14 protein-coding genes are annotated in these 21861 nt (G+C 46.6%); 11 read left to right on the forward strand and 3 right to left on the reverse strand.

Features of this window, described 5'->3' with window-relative positions:
* Positions 1-27: 27 nt before the first annotated feature.
* From L3V36_RS04595 to L3V36_RS04605, 3 genes are all read left to right on the forward strand, one after another.
* The gene (locus L3V36_RS04595) at positions 28-1530 is read left to right on the forward strand and encodes an ABC transporter substrate-binding protein (protein WP_208774408.1); all 1503 of its coding nucleotides are present in this window, start codon (positions 28-30) and stop codon (positions 1528-1530) included.
* 13 nt (positions 1531-1543) lie between these two features.
* Entirely contained in the window at positions 1544-3280 is a 1737-nt protein-coding gene (locus L3V36_RS04600) for an ABC transporter permease subunit (protein ID WP_208774406.1), read from the forward strand.
* A 160-nt stretch (positions 3281-3440) separates the two neighbouring features.
* Positions 3441-3683, forward strand: a complete 243-nt coding sequence (locus L3V36_RS04605) for a hypothetical protein (protein WP_208774404.1) — start codon at positions 3441-3443, stop codon at positions 3681-3683.
* 130 nt (positions 3684-3813) lie between these two features.
* Here L3V36_RS04605 and L3V36_RS04610 read toward each other — a convergent pair whose 3' ends face one another.
* The 3 genes from L3V36_RS04610 to L3V36_RS04620 form a co-directional block, all read right to left on the reverse strand.
* Complete coding sequence (locus L3V36_RS04610; RefSeq protein ID WP_208774402.1) at positions 3814-6669, reverse strand: FAD-binding and (Fe-S)-binding domain-containing protein; 2856 nt, start codon at positions 6667-6669, stop codon at positions 3814-3816.
* Positions 6670-6832: 163 nt separating this feature from the next.
* Positions 6833-7972: an FMN-dependent L-lactate dehydrogenase LldD gene (lldD, locus tag L3V36_RS04615; RefSeq protein WP_208774400.1), complete on the reverse strand. Its 1140-nt coding sequence runs from the start codon at positions 7970-7972 to the stop codon at positions 6833-6835.
* A gap of 328 nt (positions 7973-8300) precedes the next feature.
* Positions 8301-10007, reverse strand: coding sequence for an L-lactate permease (locus L3V36_RS04620; RefSeq protein WP_065681024.1), 1707 nt, complete (start codon positions 10005-10007; stop codon positions 8301-8303).
* Between the two features lie 247 nt (positions 10008-10254).
* On the opposite strand from L3V36_RS04620, the gene L3V36_RS04625 reads away from it, so the two are divergent.
* From L3V36_RS04625 to L3V36_RS04660, 8 genes are all read left to right on the forward strand, one after another.
* Complete coding sequence (locus L3V36_RS04625; RefSeq protein ID WP_017081288.1) at positions 10255-11172, forward strand: LysR family transcriptional regulator; 918 nt, start codon at positions 10255-10257, stop codon at positions 11170-11172.
* 11 nt (positions 11173-11183) lie between these two features.
* The gene (locus tag L3V36_RS04630) at positions 11184-13244 is read left to right on the forward strand and encodes a prolyl oligopeptidase family serine peptidase (RefSeq protein ID WP_208774398.1); all 2061 of its coding nucleotides are present in this window, start codon (positions 11184-11186) and stop codon (positions 13242-13244) included.
* Positions 13245-13617: 373 nt separating this feature from the next.
* Positions 13618-14958 carry a carbohydrate porin gene (locus L3V36_RS04635; RefSeq protein WP_208774395.1) on the forward strand — a complete coding sequence of 447 codons (1341 nt, stop codon included), beginning with the start codon at positions 13618-13620 and terminating at the stop codon, positions 14956-14958.
* Between the two features lie 199 nt (positions 14959-15157).
* The gene (locus L3V36_RS04640; RefSeq protein ID WP_208774393.1) at positions 15158-17176 is read left to right on the forward strand and encodes a methyl-accepting chemotaxis protein; all 2019 of its coding nucleotides are present in this window, start codon (positions 15158-15160) and stop codon (positions 17174-17176) included.
* Between the two features lie 446 nt (positions 17177-17622).
* Complete coding sequence (locus L3V36_RS04645) at positions 17623-18630, forward strand: LacI family DNA-binding transcriptional regulator (RefSeq protein ID WP_009846150.1); 1008 nt, start codon at positions 17623-17625, stop codon at positions 18628-18630.
* A gap of 18 nt (positions 18631-18648) precedes the next feature.
* Positions 18649-19896 carry an extracellular solute-binding protein gene (locus L3V36_RS04650; RefSeq protein ID WP_017083012.1) on the forward strand — a complete coding sequence of 416 codons (1248 nt, stop codon included), beginning with the start codon at positions 18649-18651 and terminating at the stop codon, positions 19894-19896.
* Between the two features lie 66 nt (positions 19897-19962).
* Positions 19963-20949, forward strand: a complete 987-nt coding sequence (locus L3V36_RS04655; protein ID WP_009846152.1) for a sugar ABC transporter permease — start codon at positions 19963-19965, stop codon at positions 20947-20949.
* Between the two features lie 46 nt (positions 20950-20995).
* Complete coding sequence (locus tag L3V36_RS04660; protein WP_017077012.1) at positions 20996-21844, forward strand: carbohydrate ABC transporter permease; 849 nt, start codon at positions 20996-20998, stop codon at positions 21842-21844.
* Positions 21845-21861 lie beyond the last annotated feature (17 nt).

Consider the following 21861-nt stretch of genomic DNA (forward strand, 5'->3'; position numbering starts at 1 on the left):
AAATACAGCTTACAGAGAAAAATAACTATGCGTTTTAATTCAATCAAACTGGCTTGCGCGCTTGCGTTGGCTCTGCCTTTGACGGGCTGTTTTGACTCTCAACCAGAGTCGAGCGATGCGGCGGTCAAATCTGAAATTCGTGTTGCGATGATGCAGCCACCAAGAACGGGCCTATCGCCACTTTCTGATGACGCGTTCAAACTATCACGTTGGAGCACGGCTGAAACGTTAGTGAACTTGAGCCCAACCTCAGAAGCAGAACCAATGCTAGCGACTGATTGGAAACATCTTGATCCACTGACTTGGCAGTTCACGATTCGCCAAGGCGTTAAATTCCACGATGGCTCTACATTAACCGCAGAATCGGTAGTGAACTCTTTGCAGAAAGCGCTTGAGGCTGCGCCTAAGCCACGCATTCTAGATGGTGTCGATCTAGAAGTGAAAGCGATGGACAACTACCGCGTAGAGATCAAGACCAGCTTTGATGACCCTCTTTTACCAAGCCGTTTATCAAGCCCTCAATTAGCGATTCTTGCAGCAAGTGCTTACCAAGAAGATGGCCGCGTTAGCCCAATGGGTGCAGGTACGGGCCCGTTTGAGTTGACTGAAATTAACGGTACAACCAGCGCGAAGCTAAAACGTTTCGATGGCTACTGGGGTGAAAAAGCGCAAGTTGAATCTGTGATTGCAGAATACGTTCCTAACGGTTTTGCTCGTGCTGCAGCTTTAAGAACAGGCACGGCAGACATCGTTGAAGCAGTGCCCGTTTCACAAATCGCGACTATTGATCCGAACCTACTTTATGAAGTGGCAATGCCTCGTACTAATACGCTTTACCTGAACAACAAGTCAGGCGTATTTAGCGATATTGAACTGCGTAAGGTAGCGGCAGCTGCGGTGGACCGAGAGCAAATCGTGAATACCGTTTATGAGAACCACGCGGATATTGCACAAGGTCTATTAGGTCCTGCTCTTGCTTGGGCTGAACCAATTCGACCTGAAGGTCAGGCAGTAGACAAAACTCTAAAAGCGAACGGCGAAAGCATTGTTATCGGTACCTTTACCGATCGTGCAGAGCTTCCAGAAGTAGCAGCACTGCTTAAACAACAACTTGAAGCGGCTGGTTTTAACGTTGAGCTGGATATCCGTGAATACGCTCAGATTGAAAACGATGCACTGTCAGGCAAGTTTGATGCGTTCATCCTTTCTCGTGCAACGGTTCTAGATTCGGGTGACCCAGTGGCTTACATGATGAGTGACTTTGGTTGTAAGGGTTCATTCAACCTTGGTCAATTCTGCTCTCAAGAAGTCGACCAAGCGCTGGCTCATGCTGATTTGCAACCACTAGGTGCACTACGTCAGCAAGCGATCATCGAAGCCGAGCAAAAAATCCTCAATGACTTTGCTGCGATTCCATTGCTTCACGAATGTGTGATTCAAGGTGAAAGCGAGCGCGTGAGCAATGTGGTTCGTGACCCAAGTGAGCGTCGTTTAGTTGACCAAGCTACACAGATCAAACAAGTGAAATAGGCTAACTAAATAGATGTTATCTGCTGAAACTCTGCGTCGAACCTTATTTATCTTGACGCCTTGGCTATCAAGAATTGCCTCACTGATTGTGGTGGTGATTCTTGTTGGCTTGATGCCTGACATTGCAGGCATCGACCCAAGCCAATCCATTCTGCGTGCGAGGGCGGGGCAACAACACCTGCTTACGCCTGAAGCTTTAGCAGCGGTACGCGCTGATCTTCAGCTTGACCGTTCGGCAAGCGAGCGCCTGATTGACTGGGTAGGAAGTGCTTTTTTGGGTGATCTAGGGAAATCATGGATTGATGGTTCTTCGGTTGCACTAGGCATTCAGAAGACAGCGTCGACGTCTCTGTTTCTGATGTCGAGCGCACTTGTGATGACTTTCGTGCTGTGCGGTGCAGGCTTGCTTGCTACTTTGCGCAGTTGGAAGAAGGGCAAACTAGGGCAGAGTTACAGCAGTTTAAGCACCGTATTAATATCCTTGCCAGAGTACGTGATGGCCTCGGTATTAATACTGGTGTTCTCAATCTGGTTAGGTTGGCTACCACCGTATGGTTGGCAAGGCTGGCAAGACATTTGGTTACCGAGTTTAGCACTCGCACTGCCTGCCAGTGGCCTATTTAGTCGTCTACTCAGAGACAGTTTACAACGCGTTTTAAATGAACCTTGGGTGATCACTTGGCTCAGTGCCAACGTTCACTCCAACCAAATTATTCGCTTTGCGCTGAAAAGAGCGCTGAGCAGCTTGATCCCACAAATCGCGATGATCGTGATTGGTTTGACTGGTGGTGCGGTCGCGGTTGAGCTTATCTTCTCGATTCCGGGTATCGGACGCATGATTCTAGGCGCAGCTAAGGCGCAAGATTTACCAATGTTGCAGGGCGGCTTATTGGTATTGCTGCTATTTTCAATTGCCGTGAGTAGCATGAGCTTGTTTGTTCAACAGCTGATTCTTGGTCACAGCCTGAAAAGCGGTAAGCTCATTAGCAGCCACTCTTCGTTTTGTTTTACGCAAAGCCGCACCAAGCGTGCTGTTGCTTTTTCAATATTCTCATTCCTGATTGCTATCGTGGTTTGGGCTGCATTTCGTGACCCATACACCAGTCAATTTTCTCGTTTAGCAGATCCAAGTTGGCAAGCACCATTGGGTGCGGATGGCATTGGCCGAGATCTGTTAGCGAGAATCGGTTCCGGTATGGTCGCGACCTTCCAAGCCGGTATCTTGGCAACGTTTTTGAGTTTGGCGACAGGCATCATCATGGGCTTCAATACCCGCTTTAGCCAAGGTCTTATCGAGATCACTAAAGGTATTCCTTACATCATTGCTGGCCTGTTGGTTGCTGGCTTAACGGGCATGAATCCGAACAGCGCATTAATCGCGATTGTATTGGTGTCGTGGGCGCCGTTAGCCGCCCACTGCTCAAGCTTGATCGTAGAAGCCAAGGCTCAACCATATACGCACCTCGCGCCATTGTGGGGAACTAGCAAGCTTCGAATCTTCCGCTTCTACTTGCTTCCTTATGTATTGCCACCTTTGCTAAGGCACGCGATGTTGAGGCTGCCAGTAATCACATTGAGCCTGACCTCGCTTAGCTTCATCGGCTTAGGTGCGAAACCGCCTGCACCGGAATGGGGTTTGATGATTGCAGAAAACTTGCCCTACATTGAACGCGCGCCATTGGCAGTCATGGGGCCAATCGTTGGGCTGATTCTGTTAGGTGCGGCAATTAACATGATGTTTGATGATTAACGAAAAAGTGCAGGTTGCTTAAGTTATCGATGAGCTATTCGATTGAGTGTTCGATTTGCTTTTTATGTTGTAACCTTGAGCCTGTTTTTTAGAATTGGCTTTCGGATCGGTTGTCGATCGGTTTTTAGCTTAGTTAAATGTTCAGCGTTAAGGATTCAACATGTATCTCGTTTTGTATTGCCACAATATTGGTATGACCGACTTTTCCTTCTTTGAAACAGAAGATTTCGATAAAGAAGAGGGCTATATCGTGCGAGGTAAGTGGCCGAACGAGAAAGCGTTTCGTGATTACTTAACCAAAGAGTTTGGTGACATGAGCGAATTTCAAGTGATCGACTTAATCGCCAAAGGTGCAGAAGCAGAACACTACTCGCCAGAAGAGTTGATACACCTAGCTCAGTAGCCGTTAGCTCATCAAGATCTAGCTCGGTAATACGTTTTAAATCGAATAAAGAAATGGCAGCCTGATTGGGCTGCCATTTTTCGTTGTAGGTTTAAGCTAATTGCTCGATACCTTAAGTGGGGAGGCTCCGCTATTGCGCGACTTCGTCCACCAAGTACAAGATTGATTGATACGGAATGCCACTGTGATGTGACAAACCGATCTCACAGGTTCGACTGTTACTGAACCCACGAGTACAGTTGCTCGGCACTTGCTCTTTGAGTGGGTGTACCGCCGCTTCATTCAGCTCTGGAGTGGTAAAACCTTTATCACCCGCCCAACCACAGCATTGAATATGTTCAGGAACGATGACCTCTTCGGTACAGGCTTTAGCAAGGCTCAACATCGCGCCTTCCAAACCCATTCGACGAGAGCTACAAGTCACATGCAGCATCACGGTTTCTTGCAGCGGCTCAAGTGTCAGGTGCTCAAGCAAGTATTGATTCACAAACCCTGTTGGCTCTAGTACCTCTAACGGTTTGGTGAACTGTTCAATACTGCGTTTAGCACATGGGCTAGTATCCATTAAGACTGGGTATTCACCCTGACGACTGGCTTGCCACAACACTTCTTCGAGCTGTTGCGCTTTAGATTGGGCTAAATCGGTCATTCCTTTGCTGTCGTAAGGCATGCCACAACATTGGTCATCTAGCTTCTTCGGAAGAATCACCTCAAATCCGGCTTTGTTAAGCAAAGACATGGTCACTTCCGTTAGAGGACGTTGGTCGCCCGCATCACTCTGTTGTCCCATGGTGCGACTGGCACAGGAAGGGAGGTAAACCACCTTCTTATGATTGCTTGAGGATTCTGCCGTCACTGGTGATGAGACTAGCGAGTGGCTATTGGATTGTGGCATCTCAGGCATCCAAACGGGTGTCGCGCCTTTGGTGATAGAGCGCAAGCCGTTGGTTAGCTTGCCGACAGTATTTGCGCCTAATACTTTGCTCGCCACTTGGTTGGTTTTGAGGCCAGCTTTAGTCAGTTTTGTTGTGGTCGAGAAATGATCCGCTGTCCACTTAGCGATGGGCGTAAATTTCTCGTATTTGGCAATACGAAGCTTCTTGATCAAATCGCCGGTGTTGATTCCCACTGGACAACGTTCGGCACACAGGCCTGTCGCCGCGCAGGTATCAATGCCTTGGTATTCGAAGGTTTTCTCTAGCTCACTTGCTTCTATCTCTTCGCCCGCAGCTCGGCGGCGTTGTAGTTCTCGGTACAGAACAATGCGTTGGCGTGGTGATAGAGTCAGCGTACGAGACGGACAAACAGGTTCACAGAAGCCACATTCAATACAGCGGTCGACAAGGTCGTCAGCAGCAGGCATTGGCTTCAAATTGGTGATGTGTGAATTTGGATTGTCGTTGATGATAACGCCGGGGTTGAGCAGTCTTTCTGGGTCAAACAGCGCTTTGATCTGTTGCATCAAGGCATAGCCATCTTTGCCCCATTCTAGCTCCACATAAGGTGCCATGTTACGACCAGTACCATGCTCTGCTTTCAGAGAACCTTGGTATTTCACCGCAACCAGTTCGGCAACGTCATCCATGAAACCGCCGTAGCGGTCGATTTCTGTTTGGCTGTCGAAGCCTTGAGTAAATACAAAGTGCAGGTTGCCTTCGAGGGCGTGACCGAAAATGATCGCTTCGCTGTAATCGTATTTGTCGAACAGTTCTTGTAGCTCTCGAATGCCGTTAGCGAGGTTTTCGACAGGGAAAGCTACGTCTTCAATGATAACGGTTGTGCCGACTTCACGCACGGCGCCAACTGCTGGGAACATGCCTTTTCGAATGCCCCATAGGGTTGCGACTGTCTTTGGATCAGAAGTGAAAGGCACTGATTCAACAATAGTGTACTCAGTCAATGCACCCAAAATTGATTTACATTGTAAATCTAAGTCCGGCTGGGAGCTGGCGTGTGATTCAACTAAAATTGCCGCCGCTTCTAAATCTAAGCTCGGCATAAACGCAGGCATGCCCGGTTTATCCGCTACTGAACGCAGTGCTCTGCCATCCATCAATTCCACCGCAGCAACCGGCGTTTTTGATAGCGTAGTAACGGCTTTACTGGCTTGTTCGATGTCGGCAAACACTAACAGAGCCGAAGCTTTGTTCGGATGTTCGATAACCGTGTTGTAGGTAATCTCAGCAATGAAACCTAGTGTGCCTTCTGAGCCAATCATCAGGTGTTTGATGATCTCAATTGGATCGTGGTAATCGACCAAGGCATTCAGAGCGTAGCCAGTGGTGTTTTTGAGGCGGTACTTGTGGCGGATTCTGTCTGCGAGTTCTTGGTTTGAAGCTGTCTGTTGATGTAATTCGACAATGCCTTCAAACAGAGCTTTGTGTGATTGCTTGAATGCCTCAACACTTGCGTTGTCAGCCGTATCAAGCAGGGAGCCATCACTCAATACGATTTTCATGCTCTCAACGGTGCGATACGAGTTTTGCGCAGTACCACAACACATGCCGCTGGCGTTATTCGCCGCGATGCCACCGATTTTACAGGTATTGATTGAAGCTGGATCTGGGCCGATTTTACGCTGGAAAGGGGCAAGGTATTTATTAGCATCAGCGCCAATTACACCCGGTTGAAGGATGATCTGATTGCCGTTATCGACAATTTCGTGGCCACGCCAGTCATCGGTCAGTGTGATGAGTACCGAGTCTGAAACCGCTTGTCCTGACAGGCTGGTGCCTGCGGCGCGGAAGGTAAAATGAATACCGAGTTCACGGCAGCTTTGAATGGTGAATATGACTTCGTCTAAGTTCTTGAGCCTTAGAACCATTTTCGGCACCAAGCGATAAAAACTCGCATCGGTGCCGTAAGCCAAGCGCTTTGCCTCTTGAGTGACAATGCGTTCTGTTTCTATTCTTTGAGCCAGTATCGCTTCAAGCTGCTGATAAGCTTGTGCGTCTACTACTCGCTCATGGGATGTGTTTGTCTCCATCTTTGCTTCCTTGTGCTTCTTATTTGGCACTGATTTGTTTTTTATATTATTTTCCAGTGCTTAAACGGTGTCACAACGGCAGTGGAATTGCTGTGACACCGATTGAACTTCAGTCTAAGTAGACCAAAGCATTAGTCCGAATCCGAACCTAAATCGTTGAAGTTTAATCTAGCCCCACCAGAGAATCACGAGTTAAGTCTTTGATTGTCTTGGCGCCAGTTAGAGTCATCGCAACGCGCATCTCTTTGTCGTAAAGGTCGAGTAGGTTCTCAACGCCTGCTTGTCCTTGCGCTGCTAACGCGTAAACGAAAGAGCGACCAAGCAAGGTGCAGTCTGCGCCCATCGCCATCATGCGAACCACATCTAAGCCAGTACGAATGCCAGAGTCGACCAGAATCTTGGTGTCGCCTTTTACCGCGTCTGCAATTGCAGGCAGTGCTTTAGCACTTGATAGAACACCATCTAGCTGACGACCACCGTGGTTTGAAACTACGATACCGTCTGCGCCAAATCTCACGGCGTCTTTTGCATCTTCTTCATCAAGAATGCCTTTGATGACCATTGGGCCATCCCAGAAATCACGGATCCACTCTAGGTCTTTCCATGAAATCGACGGGTCGAAGTTGTCACCCAACCAACCGATGTAGTCTTCCAGTTTGGTTGGAGAACCTCGGTAAGTAGAGATATTGCCAAGGTCGTGCGGTTTACCAAGTAGGCCAACATCAACTGCCCAGCTAGGATGACGCATAGATTGGAATACACGACGTATTGCTGCATTTGGACCGCTCATTCCTGAGTGCATGTCACGGTAGCGAGCGCCAGGTACAGGCATGTCTACCGTAAATACCAGCGTTGTTACGCCTGCCGCTTTGGCACGTTCCAATACGTTCTTCATGAAGCCACGATCTTTTAGCACGTAAAGTTGGAACCACATTGGGCGCTCAATCTTAGGTGCGACTTCTTCAATCGGGCATACCGACACGGTCGACATCGTAAAAGGGATGCCTTTGTTGTCTGCGGCTTTTGCTGCTTGTACTTCACCACGTCGTGCATACATGCCTGTTAGGCCAACCGGAGCTAATGCAATCGGCATGGCCAGCTTTTCGCCAAACAACTCGGTTTCTAAATTTAGGTCTGACATGTCATTGAGGACACGTTGCTTGAGCGCGATCTCTGCAAGATCGGCGGTGTTGCGGCGTAGGGTATGTTCTCCGTAAGAACCGCCGTCAATGTAGTGGAAAAGAAACGGTGGTAATTTCGCTTTTGCTGCGGTGCGGTAATCAGTCGATGCGGATATGATCATAATTTCAGTCCTAAATTCTTGGGATGTTGCCCTTCTATGAGAGCTTGGCTTGGGCTGCTTTAATTCTTGAAAAGTAAGTGTTTGTTGTTTCTTAATCGGTGAAGCAACTCATCGATAAATAAAATAACCAGTGAAGCAATTAATCTATGAAGCAATTAACCTGTGAAGCAAATAAACAGTGAAACAGTTAAGCAATAAAATGGCGTTAATACCCGGGGTGTTGATGTGTTTTAGTATCCATTCCGAAACTCATCAACTGTCTTATTAGACGGTGTTGCAGTCGGGGAATTGAGTATTAACGCCAAGTGCTTTTGTAACGACTTATGGTTTACATAAGTGCGTCTGTCATTTTGAAGCCGTAGATAACCACTAGGCCGATGATTCCTGTCATCACCAAGTAGTAGAACGTTGGGATGATAGTCTTACGTAGTGTTGCGCCTTCGCGTCCTAATAAGCCTACGGTCGCCGATGCGGCTACCACGTTGTGAATCGCAATCATGTTACCTGCTGCAGCACCAACGGCTTGCAGAGCAACAACCACAGCACTAGAGATAGACAGTGTTTGTGCTACTTCGAATTGGAACTGGCTGAACATCATGTTTGAAACGGTGTTCGAACCTGCAATGAAGGCACCTAACGCACCCACCGTGGCACTTAACGCTGGGAATGCGCCGCCGACTAGGTCAGCTGCAAAGTTTGCAGTGGTTACTGGCATACTTGCTAAATCAGCGCCGTTCACGCCAGAATTAATGAAGATACGAACCATTGGGATAGTGAACACCAACACAAAGCCAGCGCCTATCAGAGTTTTGCTCGACTCACCAAAGGCTTTAGCCAGTGGAGCTGCACTGCGAGATTGCATTAGAACCGCAACCAACGCGACGAAGACTAAGATGCCGCCTGGTAGATACAGAGGTTGAATCGCTGTGCTTACACCGGTCTCGCCAAGGATGTTGCTGAAAGAAAGGCTAACGCTCTTAAGTAGGCCTTTGAACTCAGGGCTCACACGGCTAGCAACTAGAGTGACAGCGAGCAGCACGTAAGGTGCCCATGCCATCGCCATGCTCATTTTCTTATGACCTTGCTTACTGTTTGAATGAGTGTCATCTAGATCGATTTTCAAAGAGCCTAGCCATTCTGCTGGCCACTTATCTTCGCTTTCGAAGTCCCATTTTGATTTAGGTACTAGGAAGCCGCGTTTTGCTGCTGTTACAACAATCGCAAGGCCAACCAAACCACCAATCAGTGATGGGAACTCAGCACCTAGGAAAACACCCGTTAGTGCGTAGGGAATAGTGAAAGCAGCACCGGCGAACAGTGCGAACGGCAGGATATCAAGACCTTCAGTCCAGCTTTTGTTCTTACCGAAGAAGCGAGTCAGCATCATCGCCATCAAGACAGGAATCATCACACCAACGCAGGCGTGGATGATTGCAACACTTGATGTGATCTGTTGTAGGTAAGCATCCCATGTTGAACCATTGGCAATCAGGCTTTCACCAATGTTGTGCGTATCCAAACCTTTGTTTACGCCAACAATGATAGGTGTACCCACCGCGCCGAATGATACTGGCGTAGATTGAATCATCATGCCCATCAGTACAGCGGCTAATGCTGGGAAGCCGATGGCAACCAACAATGGAGCGGCGATTGCAGCGGGTGTGCCGAAGCCAGATGCACCTTCAATGAATGAACCAAAACACCAAGCGATGATGATCGCTTGTACACGACGGTCTGCTGATATGTCAGTAAAGCCGTTGCGGATGGTGGTGATAGCTCCGGTGTGTTTCAAAGTGTTTAATAAGAAGATGGCGCCAAACACAATCCAGAGAACCGACACGGTAATGCCGAAGCCTTGGAATACTGAAGCCAGCACGCGAGTGCTAGACATATCCCATGCGAATAGGGCGATAGCAACGGTTAACGCAAATGCCACGGGCATCGCTTTTTTTGCAGGCCAGTTAAGGCCAACCAGCAGAATCGCTGCAACAACTATTGGCGAAAAGGCCAATAATGCTAGTAGAGTTTCACTCATGGGTACTTCCTCGTACTTGTTTTCAAACGTTCATGTTTGAAGTGAATAACACGTCATTAGTTTTGTAGGTGTAATCTGAATCTCGAGGATTCAATTGTTGTAATTAGAGTCGCTTTATTTGTAACCGATGTGATTGCAAAAGCTGTTTTTGTAATTGTTTTGTTAATTTGGCGTGAATTTACCCCTTTATTTTTTATTGATATAGGGAAATAATGAAAATAATTAATTCCAAAATTGGCATAATCAAATGCGAGCAGACGATTTGATCCTGTTTTCACAGGTAGTAGAGCTGGGCAGTTTTAGTAAGGTGGCAGAGCAAAATAACCTTACAAATTCGGTAGTTAGTAAGAGAATTGCGCGTTTGGAAGAAGAGATTGGCGTGCAGCTATTATATCGAACCACGCGTAAATTGACGCTTACCGAGGCGGGTAAGGCAATGTTACACGGAGCCAAAAATGTGAAGCAGGCGGCTCAAGAGGCTATGGACGCAGTTTCAGGCTTTGGTGAAAATGTTAGTGGTCATATCAAAATGTCAGTGCCTACTATCTCCGGAGATTTGATTCTGGCAGATGCTGTTGCCGAGTTTTGTAATATGCACCCAGGTTTAACGGTTGATATGTCACTTAACAATCGCTTTGTGGATCTGGTCGATGATGGCCTCGACTTAGTGATTCGAACCGGCTACTTGGAAGACTCCAGCTTAATTGCCCGTCATATCTTGGACTCTCAATGGGTGGTATGTGCTTCTCCGTCTTATATCGCCAAGAATGGTAAGCCGATGCAGCCCAAGGATTTGGTTGAGCACAATTGTCTGCAATACGCTTATCAAACAACGGGTGCCAGTGAGTGGCAATTTCTGCATAGTAAAGATGGCTTTACTGATAACGATAAATACATAGTGCGCGTCTCGGGCTCTTTTTCTACCGATAATGCGACGGCATTACGAAAAGCCGCTTTGGGCGGTCATGGGGTCGCGTATGTACCGCGCTGTCTGGTTTATCACGACATTCGCAACGGCCAGCTGGTGGATATCTTCCCTGATTTAGTCGGCAAGAAGCTCGGTATTTATGCGGTGTACCCCTTTACGCGCCAGCCACCGAACAAGATTAAGTTATTGATTGAACACATCAGAACACGTTACCTGACGATTTCACATTATTTTTAATAAGGATCACGATGAGCTATTTAAAAGAGTATCAATATCCAGTCACCAACAAACAGATCGTCAGCGATGACTATTTTGATCACATAGTTGAAGACCCTTATCGCTGGTTAGAAGACGACAGAAGCGACGAAACCGCGCAGTGGGTGGCGAGCCAAAATGAGGTCACGTTCGATTACCTTGCTCAAATTCCGTATCGCGCTGAACTGCGAGAGCGATTAGCGAAAGCGCAAGACTACAAAAAGAGCTCGCAGCCGTTTGTTCGAGGTGAGTACACCTATTTCTATAAGAACGATGGCCTGCAGAATCACAGCATTCTCTATCGTCACAAAGAAGGGCAACAAGAAGAAATTTTCCTAGATCCGAACACTTTCTCGGAAGATGGCACCACATCACTGGGTTCGGTGTCGTTTTCTAAAGATTACAGCCTAGTGGCGTACAGTATTTCAGAGGGTGGTAGCGACTGGCGCAAGATTTTTGTTATCGATACCGAGACTAAACAGCAGCTTGAAGTCGAAATCACCGATGCGAAGTTCACCGGCATTTCTTGGTTGGGTAATCGTGGCTTTTATTACTCTAGTTACGACAAGCCAGACGGCAGCCAGCTTTCTGCACGTACCGAACAGCACAAACTTTACTTCCATGAGTTGGGTACAGAGCAAGCTAGCGACAAAGTGGTTTTTGGCGAGAACAACGCTGAGCAGCACCGCTATGTATCAGGCTATACCACCGAAGACGACCGTTACTTGATCATTCTAGGGCGAGAGTCGACATCGGGTAACAGACTGTTCTATATCGATTTAGGTTCAGAGGAACAATCGCTGAACACGCTGATTGATCATGTGGATAGCGACACTTATCTCATCGATAACCAAGATGAGACCTTCATTCTATACACCAATCTCGATGCGCCTAATGGCAAGGTCGTGAGCTTTGATACTAGCAGTCAACAGTGGCTCGATATCATTCCTGAAAAGCCACAGCCGTTAGATATCAGCACGGGTGGTGGTTACTTGTTTGCCCACTACATGGTCGATGTGGTGTCTAAGATTGAGCAGCTGGATTACCAAGGCAATCTGGTTCGTGAAATTCATTTACCTGGGCTAGGAACGGCTAGTGGTTTGGGTGGTAAAAAAGAGCAAACCCAGCTTCATTACACCTTTACCAACTATGTAACGTCGCCAACGATTTTCTCTTTTGATGTTGAATCTGGAAGCTCTGAAATCTACCAACGCTCTGAGTCTCCGTTTGAGCCGGATCAATTTGAGTCTAAACAAGTCTTCTATACCTCGAAGGATGGCACCAAGGTTCCGATGCTTATCTCTTACAAGAAGGGATTAGTGTTAGACGGCAATAATCCAACTATGTTGTACGCCTATGGTGGCTTTAACGTTAGCCTAACGCCTTCTTTCTCGGGCACGGTTGGCAGTTGGCTAGAACTGGGTGGCGTATATGCGGTGCCAAATCTGCGTGGCGGTGGTGAGTATGGTAAGGCGTGGCACAAAGCCGGAACTCAGCAGAAAAAGCAGAATGTCTTTGACGACTTCATTGCTGCTGCCGAGTTCTTAATCGCAGAAAACTACACCAGTAGCGATAAGTTGGCGATTCGCGGCGGCTCTAACGGAGGCTTGCTGGTAGGCGCTTGTATGACTCAAAGGCCAGAGCTTTTCCAAGTAGCTTTACCTGCGGTTGGTGTGTTGGACATGTTGCGTTACCACACATTCACGTCTGGTGAAGGCTGGGCGTACGACTACGGCACGTCAGCGCAGAATAAAGAGATGTTTGAATACCTGCTTGGTTATTCTCCGGTTCATAATGTGGTGCGCGGCGCGGATTACCCTGCGACATTGGTTACTACAGCCGATCACGATGATCGCGTGGTACCTGCTCACTCTTATAAATTCATTGCAGAGCTGCAAGATAAGCATGAAGGTGGCGTGCCAGTGATGATCCGTATTGACGTCAATGCAGGGCATGGGGCAGGTATGCCGCTGAGTAAAGCTATCGATCTTACTGCTGATATCTACGCATTTACCCTGTTCAATATGGGAATAGAGTCCCTAGATTCATTGTAGCGAATACTTGATTTTAGATAACTGGGTATTTAACTCAGACCAAAAAGCCTCAAAATCTGCCTTAGATTTTGAGGTTTTTCATATATATGAAAACCAATCAAATTCACACCTCGTTCTCTTTGCTTTTCGGCACCCTTTTACGTGATAGCCGCCACCATTACTGATGAAATGAAAGCGATTTCAAGCTGATATTTTACGCATTGTTCACTATAACCTGTTGATCTAAAGTCAGTAGTTTTAGTCATGGGTTTTCTAAAAGTTTCATGGCATTTAAGCTGATTTATCAGTGTGAACAGCGACCAACTTTTCAACTCTTTCATTGCTTAATATTTCCCTGTTCGATGAAAACTCAAAAAAATAATAGGGAAATACAATGCAAAAATTTAAGCTTTTGCCAATAACGGTCGCAGTGGCGGCATCGCTTGCTTCACTCTCTTCTTTTGCTGCTGATACTAATATCGAAGCATTAGAAAAACGAATCCAAGAGTTAGAATCTAAGGTTGTGGATATTGATTATGTCAACGATCAACAGCCTGCTGTCCTAACTGCAGAAACTAAGGTGCCAGAAGGCATCGTCTTCTCTGGTTATGCTCGTTACGGCGCTCACTACAAGAGCGGTGATGAGCGTTACGTAGACATCGGTACAACAGGTCGTTCTGTCGGTCGTTTGGGTAACGAAGCTAATGGTGGTGAGGTTCAGCTAGCTAAGCTTTTCCAAGCTGACAATGGTGCGATTTGGGACATCGTATTCATGGCTGACCACTGGGAAGCAGACGCTTGGGCTGACGACGGCGGCTTGAGCATGAAAAAAATGTACGCTGGTGTAACTAACGTATTTGAAAGCCAACCAGAACTTTACATGTGGGCTGGTCGCGACTTCCATCAACGTCCGCAACAAGGTTTGAATGATTACTTCTGGATGACACACGATGGTCAAGGCGCTGGCTTTAACAGCCTAGATTTCGGCGGCGCGAAGCTGGATATGGGCTTTGTAGGCCAAGTGAAAGGCGGCCTCGTCAATGATAATGGTCGATACGCTGTAACCGCGAAGCTACACAGTATTGACGCAGGTATTGGTAATCTGGATTTTTACGCGAACTACGGTTTTGCATCGAGCGAAGCGGATACGTCTACGACGACTGAGTACGTATACGATCCAGTGACAGATTCAATGCAGCCTGTCGTGACTCAAGGACAAAAAGTCAGTGATGAAACGGCCTACCTAGTAGGTGCAACATTAGGCTTGGGTGAGTCTAACAAGTTGGTTGTTAAGTACGGTGACGGTGCCGATTCATCGGTATATGACCTTAAAGGTGATTACCAGACTTTGTATGCAAGTGTTGAGGGTAGCTACGCTGCATCTGAACAGTTCATCATTGATTACTTAGTGTCTTACAAAGACAATTCTGGCTCAGACTTAGATCGTGAGAATACTGAATACGCTGGTATCGTTCGTCCACAGTACCAATGGGATGATGTTCACTCTACATGGTTAGAAGCTGGCTACGGCATGGTTGATTACGATGACGACGGTGAAGAGAATGCGTGGAAAGTCACTCTGTCTCAAAACGTTTCTCTAGGTGGCTTACCTTGGAGTCGTCCAATGCTTCGCTTCTACACAACTGTGGGTGATGTAGAAACGAAAGGCAACACAGTGAAGACAACCAATGTTGATACATTGTCGTTCGGCGCAATGTTTGAAGCTTGGTGGTAATCACAGGTATAGAAAGCGGTGCTCTTTGAATTTGGCATATTTTCAAGGAGCCATGCTTTCAAATATCTATGCTTGTTAAGAGCACGTAATACTGTCCATTTTAGCCCTAAAGGCAGATTGATTAGGGCACGTTTCAATTAACTCCATTCTTGGGCACATTTTTGTGCCCTTTTTTTCGCCACTAGATCAAGGAATAACGATGAGACTTTCTTCCATCGTGTCTCGAGTTTATTTAGGTTTCTTTACGCTGATAGTAATCATGCTGGGTAGCGCATGGTTGAGTATTAGCAGCAACAAGAACATAACCTCACACATCGAAACCATAACTCAACAAGCCACTCCTTTAATGCTCCAATCCTCCACGCTCACCATTCGTTTTTTGGACATTAATCGCAGCACTACTCCCTATTTATCCGCGAACTACATTGATGAGCTCGAACCGCTGAAACAAACCGTTTTGAGTAATATCGAGCAATATCAGCAGCAGTTAAATTGGTTTGATGGCAAGGCTGAATCGGGCTCACCACTTGAACCCATACTCCAAAATATTGAAGAAACGGGCGTTGCCACCATCAATAAGGTAGAGCAGTCCTTAAACTTATACGTCTCTTATTTGGATAGTAAAGATCTCGGTTCGATGGAGCAGGAACAATTTCAATCTGTGGTAGGACAACTCAATAACACCTTGGTGAATCAATTGGCGAGCGCAAGCTCAGATGCAACGCAAAAAGCGGTAGAAGCATTATTGGTTCAATTGAGTTTGATTGCTGCAGAAGCAAATGAAGCTTTCTCGCTGCAAACGTCATCGGAGGTTCGTGGTGTTGAGCGTCGTCTACAAAGTCGTAAAGAGCGATTCGAACAAGCTGTATCAGATTTGGATAATCTGGACTCATCTTTGTTACGCCGCAGTAAACAGTCTTTATCACTGCTCGCTTCACATGTATTTTCAGCGCAAGGATCTGTGTCAACGCATATGGAAACCGTGAAGCTACATGAGAGCATTGCTCAGCAAAGAGTGGAGATCGAACAGCTCATTGATGTGCAGTTAAGCCATTTTGATGAGCTTTCTATGTACGCGGAAGACACGGCTAAACGTTTATATAACGAGTCGATGGACTTCTCTCATCAAGCACTCTTGATGCAGGCCATCATTGCTATTGGGTCGGTTTTTATTGCGCTGCTAATCGGGCTGAACATTGCTAAAGGGATTCGCAAGCCAAGTAAATTACTGCAAAGTGCACTAGACCAAGTCGCCAAAAAAGACTTGAGCGTGATGGTTCAGTATCAAGCCAATAATGAATTTGGTTTGGTGAGCGATAAAGTCAATTTGGTGATCAGTCACCTGACCCAAATGATTGACAACATGCGCCACTCCTCAACACGTTTAAAGGAAGCTTCCCTTGAAAACCAAAGCACCAGCCGTTCTCTGAGTGAAGCGATGCAAGAACAAACCAATCAAACGGTGATGGTAGCGACAGCGATGGAACAAATTGAGTGCTCAGTGACGGAAATCACTCAGGCGGCCAATCAAACTCTAACGCTAGTGACCGACGCGGTATCCAGTTCCAGTGATGGGCAAAAGACCATGGATAAAAGCGTTGAATTGATGGGCAGCTTAGAAAATAAGCTGGCGGAATCAACGGCGACCATTGGTCAGCTTGAAAGCGAAAGCGCCAGTATTGGGTCCATTCTGGATGTGATATCTGGGATCTCTGAGCAAACCAATTTACTGGCGTTGAATGCGGCAATAGAAGCTGCGCGAGCTGGAGAGCAAGGGCGTGGTTTCTCTGTGGTTGCGGATGAGGTTCGCGTGTTAGCGGCCAAAACTAATGCTTCTACACAAGAGATACACAACAAGATCGAGCAGTTGCAAACTAGCTCTAAACTGGCGGTTGAACAGATCGATCAGTGCGTGGTGGGTATGGTTCAATGCGTAGAACAAACCGGCGAAGTGAATCACTCGATATCGACGGTGTCTGATCTGCTTAATGAGGTTGAGCAAAGGAGTCATCAAATCGCGACCGCGACGACAGAGCATCAAGTCGTTGCCTCTCAAGTCACTCAAAATATCAGTCAGATACACACCTTGGCTGAAGATAACTCGCAACGTTCCCAAGTGCTTTTTTCCCACGGTCAACAGCTTGAAACCATGTCGCAACAGCAATTCTCATTAACTCAAGAGTTTAAGTTAGCGGAATCATCTAATCACCAAGATTAGAGCCAGTTAATTTCTTCCATGATTTCACGCCCAGCCTTCCGCTGGGCGTTTTCGTATCTGGTTATTTGATGAAAAGGCTTTGAGCTAAAAATTACCGTGAAATGTTCTCATACAATTTCGAAAGACCATTGAAATAACAAGGTCACTTTCCCCGTGTATATTGCCGTCAGCTGCGGATTCATCATCAAATGACGTTTTCAAAAAATGGATTTAGGCGGACTTGTTTGACCTGACGAACAAGTAACCGAGCGCCATCTTGATAATATGAACAATAATCTCATGAAACTGTTTCATGGCGTGAAGTGAATCTGTAAGCGCTTTCATGATTTCCACAACTGGCCTTTTTAGCTCGAGGTTTAGTGTGATGACACTCACTTCAACCAAGACGCCTTTCTTTAATAATCGTTTTGTAAGCGGTTACAAGCTAATGAAGTATCGAGGTTCGAGTGGCAACAATTAAACACGTATCAGAACATGCAGGTGTGTCTCAGGCGACAGTGTCTAGGGTTATTAATGGCACTAGCAGAGTCAGTCATGACAAGAAATTAAAGGTTGAAAAAGCGATCAAAGAATTGGGTTATCGCCCGAACTCTATCGCTCAAGCCTTGGCTTCAAGTCGTACTGGTAGTGTGGGTGTTGTTGTTCCAGAACTTGGCGGTTCTTTCTATTCAGGCATTTTGCATTGCATAGAAGAAAACCTACGCCGCTTTGGTTACCACGCTGTGGTTACAGCGGGTTCGAATACTGAGCAAGGGCAACGTGAGTCTGTGGAGTTTCTGTTGGGGCGTCGTGTTGATGCTTTGATTCTTCATACTCAACTGCTCAGTGATGATTATTTAATTGAATTGGAAGAACAGGGGACCCCTGTGGTTTTAATTAACCGCTTCATCCCAGAAATGGCGATGAGTTGCATTGATATTGATAACGAAGTCGGGGGGCTACTCGCTACTCAATATCTTTTGCAAAAGGGACATACAGATATCGCGTGTATTACCGGGCCTTTAGATAAAGCAGATGCTAGGGGGCGTTTGCAGGGGTATCGAAAGGCCTTGGAAGAAGCGGGTGTGCCATACGATGAAGCATTAGTCTCGGAAGCGGGCTTTACTGAAGAGACGGGCATCAGTGCTATGAAGAAGCTGATTAATCGTAAGTGTCATTTCACAGCAGTATTTGCTTCGAATGACCACATGGCATTTGGCGCCTTCGAGGTGTTGCATCAAGAGGGACTGTCTGTTCCTAAAGATGTATCACTGGTGGGCTTCGATAACACCATCTTCGCGCGCTATCTGACCCCTAGTTTGACCACCATTAATTTCCCTATTGAAGAGATGAGCGTTGAAGCAGTACAGCTCACTCTACAGAAGCTAAAAAAAATAAAACATGACGTGAACTTTAAATTGCTGCCGACGTTGGTCACTAGAAACTCGGTATCGGATTTACCAGTTACCCTATAAAAATATTAAGGATAGAACATGAAATTTAAGACCTTAGCGCTTTCATGCGCGGTTGCTTTAGGATTAGGTACAACAGCTGCAAATGCAGCAGACAAAGAAATTCGTTTCGACGGTTTCCCTGATTTCGATAGCAGCCTGAAGGTATTACTGCCTGATTTCGAAAAGGAAACGGGGATTAAAGTTGATTACCTTATGAACAACCACGGTGACCACCACACGAAACTCACAACGAACCTTGCAACGGGCTCTGGTGCCGGTGATGTGATTGTTGTCGACGTTGAGAAAATTGGTCCATTTGTTGGCTCTGGCGGCCTAGTTAACCTGTCTGAAAACTACGGTGCAGATAAATACGAAGAACGATTCGCACCTTACGCATGGGCACAAGGCAAAGGCGCTGACGGCGATATGTATGGTATCCCTGTCGACCTAGGTCCAGGTGTTATGTACTACCGCACCGACGTATTCGAAAAAGCGGGCATTGATGTAGAAGAAGCAATCAAAGATTGGGATTCATACATAGCTGCTGGTGAAAAACTGAAAGAGCAAAACGTACAACTTATCGCTTCGGCAGCCGACGTGGCACAAGCGATCATCTTCACGACGGTTCCTGAAGGTGAAGGTCTGTACTTCGATAAAGATGGCAACCCAGTGGTGACATCTGAGCGTTTTGTTCATGCTTTTGAAGTAGCAAAAGAGATTCGCGACAAAGGCTTAGACGGCCGCATTTTGGCTTGGTCTAACGAATGGTACGAAGGCTTCCGCAACGGCACATTTGCAACTCAACTTTCTGGCGCTTGGCTTCTTGGTCACCTAAACAACTGGATTGCACCTGAAACTAAAGGTAAGTGGGCAGTAGAAAACCTACCTGATGGTATCTACGGCAGCTGGGGTGGTTCATTCCTTTCAATTCCAACTCAATCAGACAATCCAGATGAAGCTTGGGCGCTTATTGAATACATGACGACTGACCGTGAAGTACAGCTTAAGCACTTCGAAACGATTGCCGCTTTCCCTGCGAACATCACCACGTATGACGATGAGCTTTTCCAAGAAGAGATGGAGTTCCTCGGTGGACAAAAAGCCCGTCTTCTTTTTGCTGAAGTGGCGCAAAACATCAAACCCGTCTCTCCAGCACAAGGCGACCACGTTGCACGTTCTATTATCTTAGAGAACGCATTGATGGAAGTACTTGATGAAGGTAAGGACATCAAGACTGCGCTTAAAGAGGCAGAGCGTCTAATCAAGCGTCGCACGCGTAATCTTTAATTTGTTTTTACTTTAAGTAAGTGAGGAAGCGTGGATAACGCGCTTCCTTTTTAAGAGGTCGTTACTATGAATCATACAGCGAGCACAACGATAGAACCTGCGGACAAAAGCCTTTTTTCTCGTCTAAATTTGAAAGCGCTTACACCGTATGGATTTCTTCTGCCGTTTCTGATCATTTTTTCTGTATTTGGGATCTTCCCGCTGTTGTTCTCTGTTTACCTGTCGTTCCACGAGTGGAACCCGGTAAGAGGTATGGATGCGATGGAGTTCGTTGGTTTTGAGAACTATCACATTGCTTTAACGGACCCATGGCTATGGCGTTCATTGAAGAACACGCTTTGGCTAGCGATCACTTCAGGCGTGGCTCAGCACTTAGTCGCTATTCCAGTGGCTTACATGTTGGTTTCAATGGGTGACCGTATGCGTCACTGGCTAACATCGGCGTACTTTCTACCGTTCATTACATCAACGGTCGCAGCGTCACTGATTTTCTTCAATATGTATTCTCCTAACTCAGGAATTATTAACCAAACGCTGATGGCTCTGGCCGATAGCACGTTGTTTGGTTGGGCATTTGCTTGGGTTAACGATTTCCAACCAATCCGTTGGTTAGACGATGCCACTATGGTGAAGCCGTCTATCGCAATCATGGTTTTCTGGAAATACACCGGTTTTAACATCGTCCTTTACACCACAGGTTTAATGACGATTCCTAAAGACATCTTAGAAGCCGCACGTATGGATGGTGCCAATGCCTTCCGCCGCTTCTGGAACATTTCACTACCAATGATTCGTCCATTCATCTTCTTTGCTATCACGATGACCATCATCGGTAACCTGCAAATGTTTGAAGAACCGTTCGTACTAACACGTGGTACAGGTGGTACTGGCCAATCTGGTTTAACTATCTCGATGTACCTCTACAAAGTGGGTTGGGAATGGCTAGAAATGGGCACAGCATCTGCTATCTCGTGGTTACTGTTTGCACTCATCGCGACTTGTACATTGGTTCAATTTTTACTCTTCGGTAAGAAAGGCTTAGGGGAACATTAAGATGTCGACATCAATTAAGACAAATACCTCACCACTAAGTGGACTGATGCCAAGCGAACGCAGCATGTACATTCTGACTAAGATCTTGATGGTCATGTTAGGCATCTTACTGGTTGTTTCAGCGCTGATTACAGTCTTCCCATTTGTGTGGTCGGCACTGCTATCAACGCGTGACCGTTCTGAAATTTTCGGTACGGGCATTAGCTTTGCGATAGGCGATAGCCTGGCGATTAACTACGCCAAATTGCTTGAAATCATGCCGTTTTGGAAAGCGATGTTTAACTCGATTTACGTGGCTTTCTTAGGCACCACCATCTCGCTGCTGTTTTGTAGCATGGGTGGCTACGCGTTTGCTGTGTTTAAGTTCCGCGGTAAGAACGTGTTGTTCGGCATGCTGGTTGGCTCAATGGCGATTCCGCCTGTGCTTAGCTTGATCCCTTACTTCATGATCGTGAAATTCTTAGGCTTGTTGGATAACCACATGGCGGTATGGCTACCGTTCACCACCACACCATTTGGGATCTTTTTGATGCGTCAGCACGTGATTGCATCGATTCCAAAAGAGCTACTTGAAGCAGCGAAATTGGATGGTGCTGGTGAGTTCAGAACGTACTGGAGTGTGGTATTGCCACTGATGAAGCCTGCCTTAGCAACACTGGCTATCGTTCAGTTCGTTTTCTTCTGGAACATGTTTATGCAGCCTCTCGTGGTGCTTAACAACCCAGATAATTACGTGATTACACAGGCGCTACGAAGCGTTCAAGGCATTCCGAATACGCCATGGGGCGCGGTAATGCTAGGCACCACAATTTCTATTTTACCGCTCGTGATTACTTACCTGTTCGCATCGAAACAGATGATCAGTGGTTTAACGTCCGGCGCAGTCAAAGGTTAGGTTTAAGGGTTATAAAA

It is taken from the genome of Vibrio sp. G-C-1 (assembly GCF_021728015.1).
GTDB classification, from domain to species: domain Bacteria; phylum Pseudomonadota; class Gammaproteobacteria; order Enterobacterales; family Vibrionaceae; genus Vibrio; species Vibrio splendidus.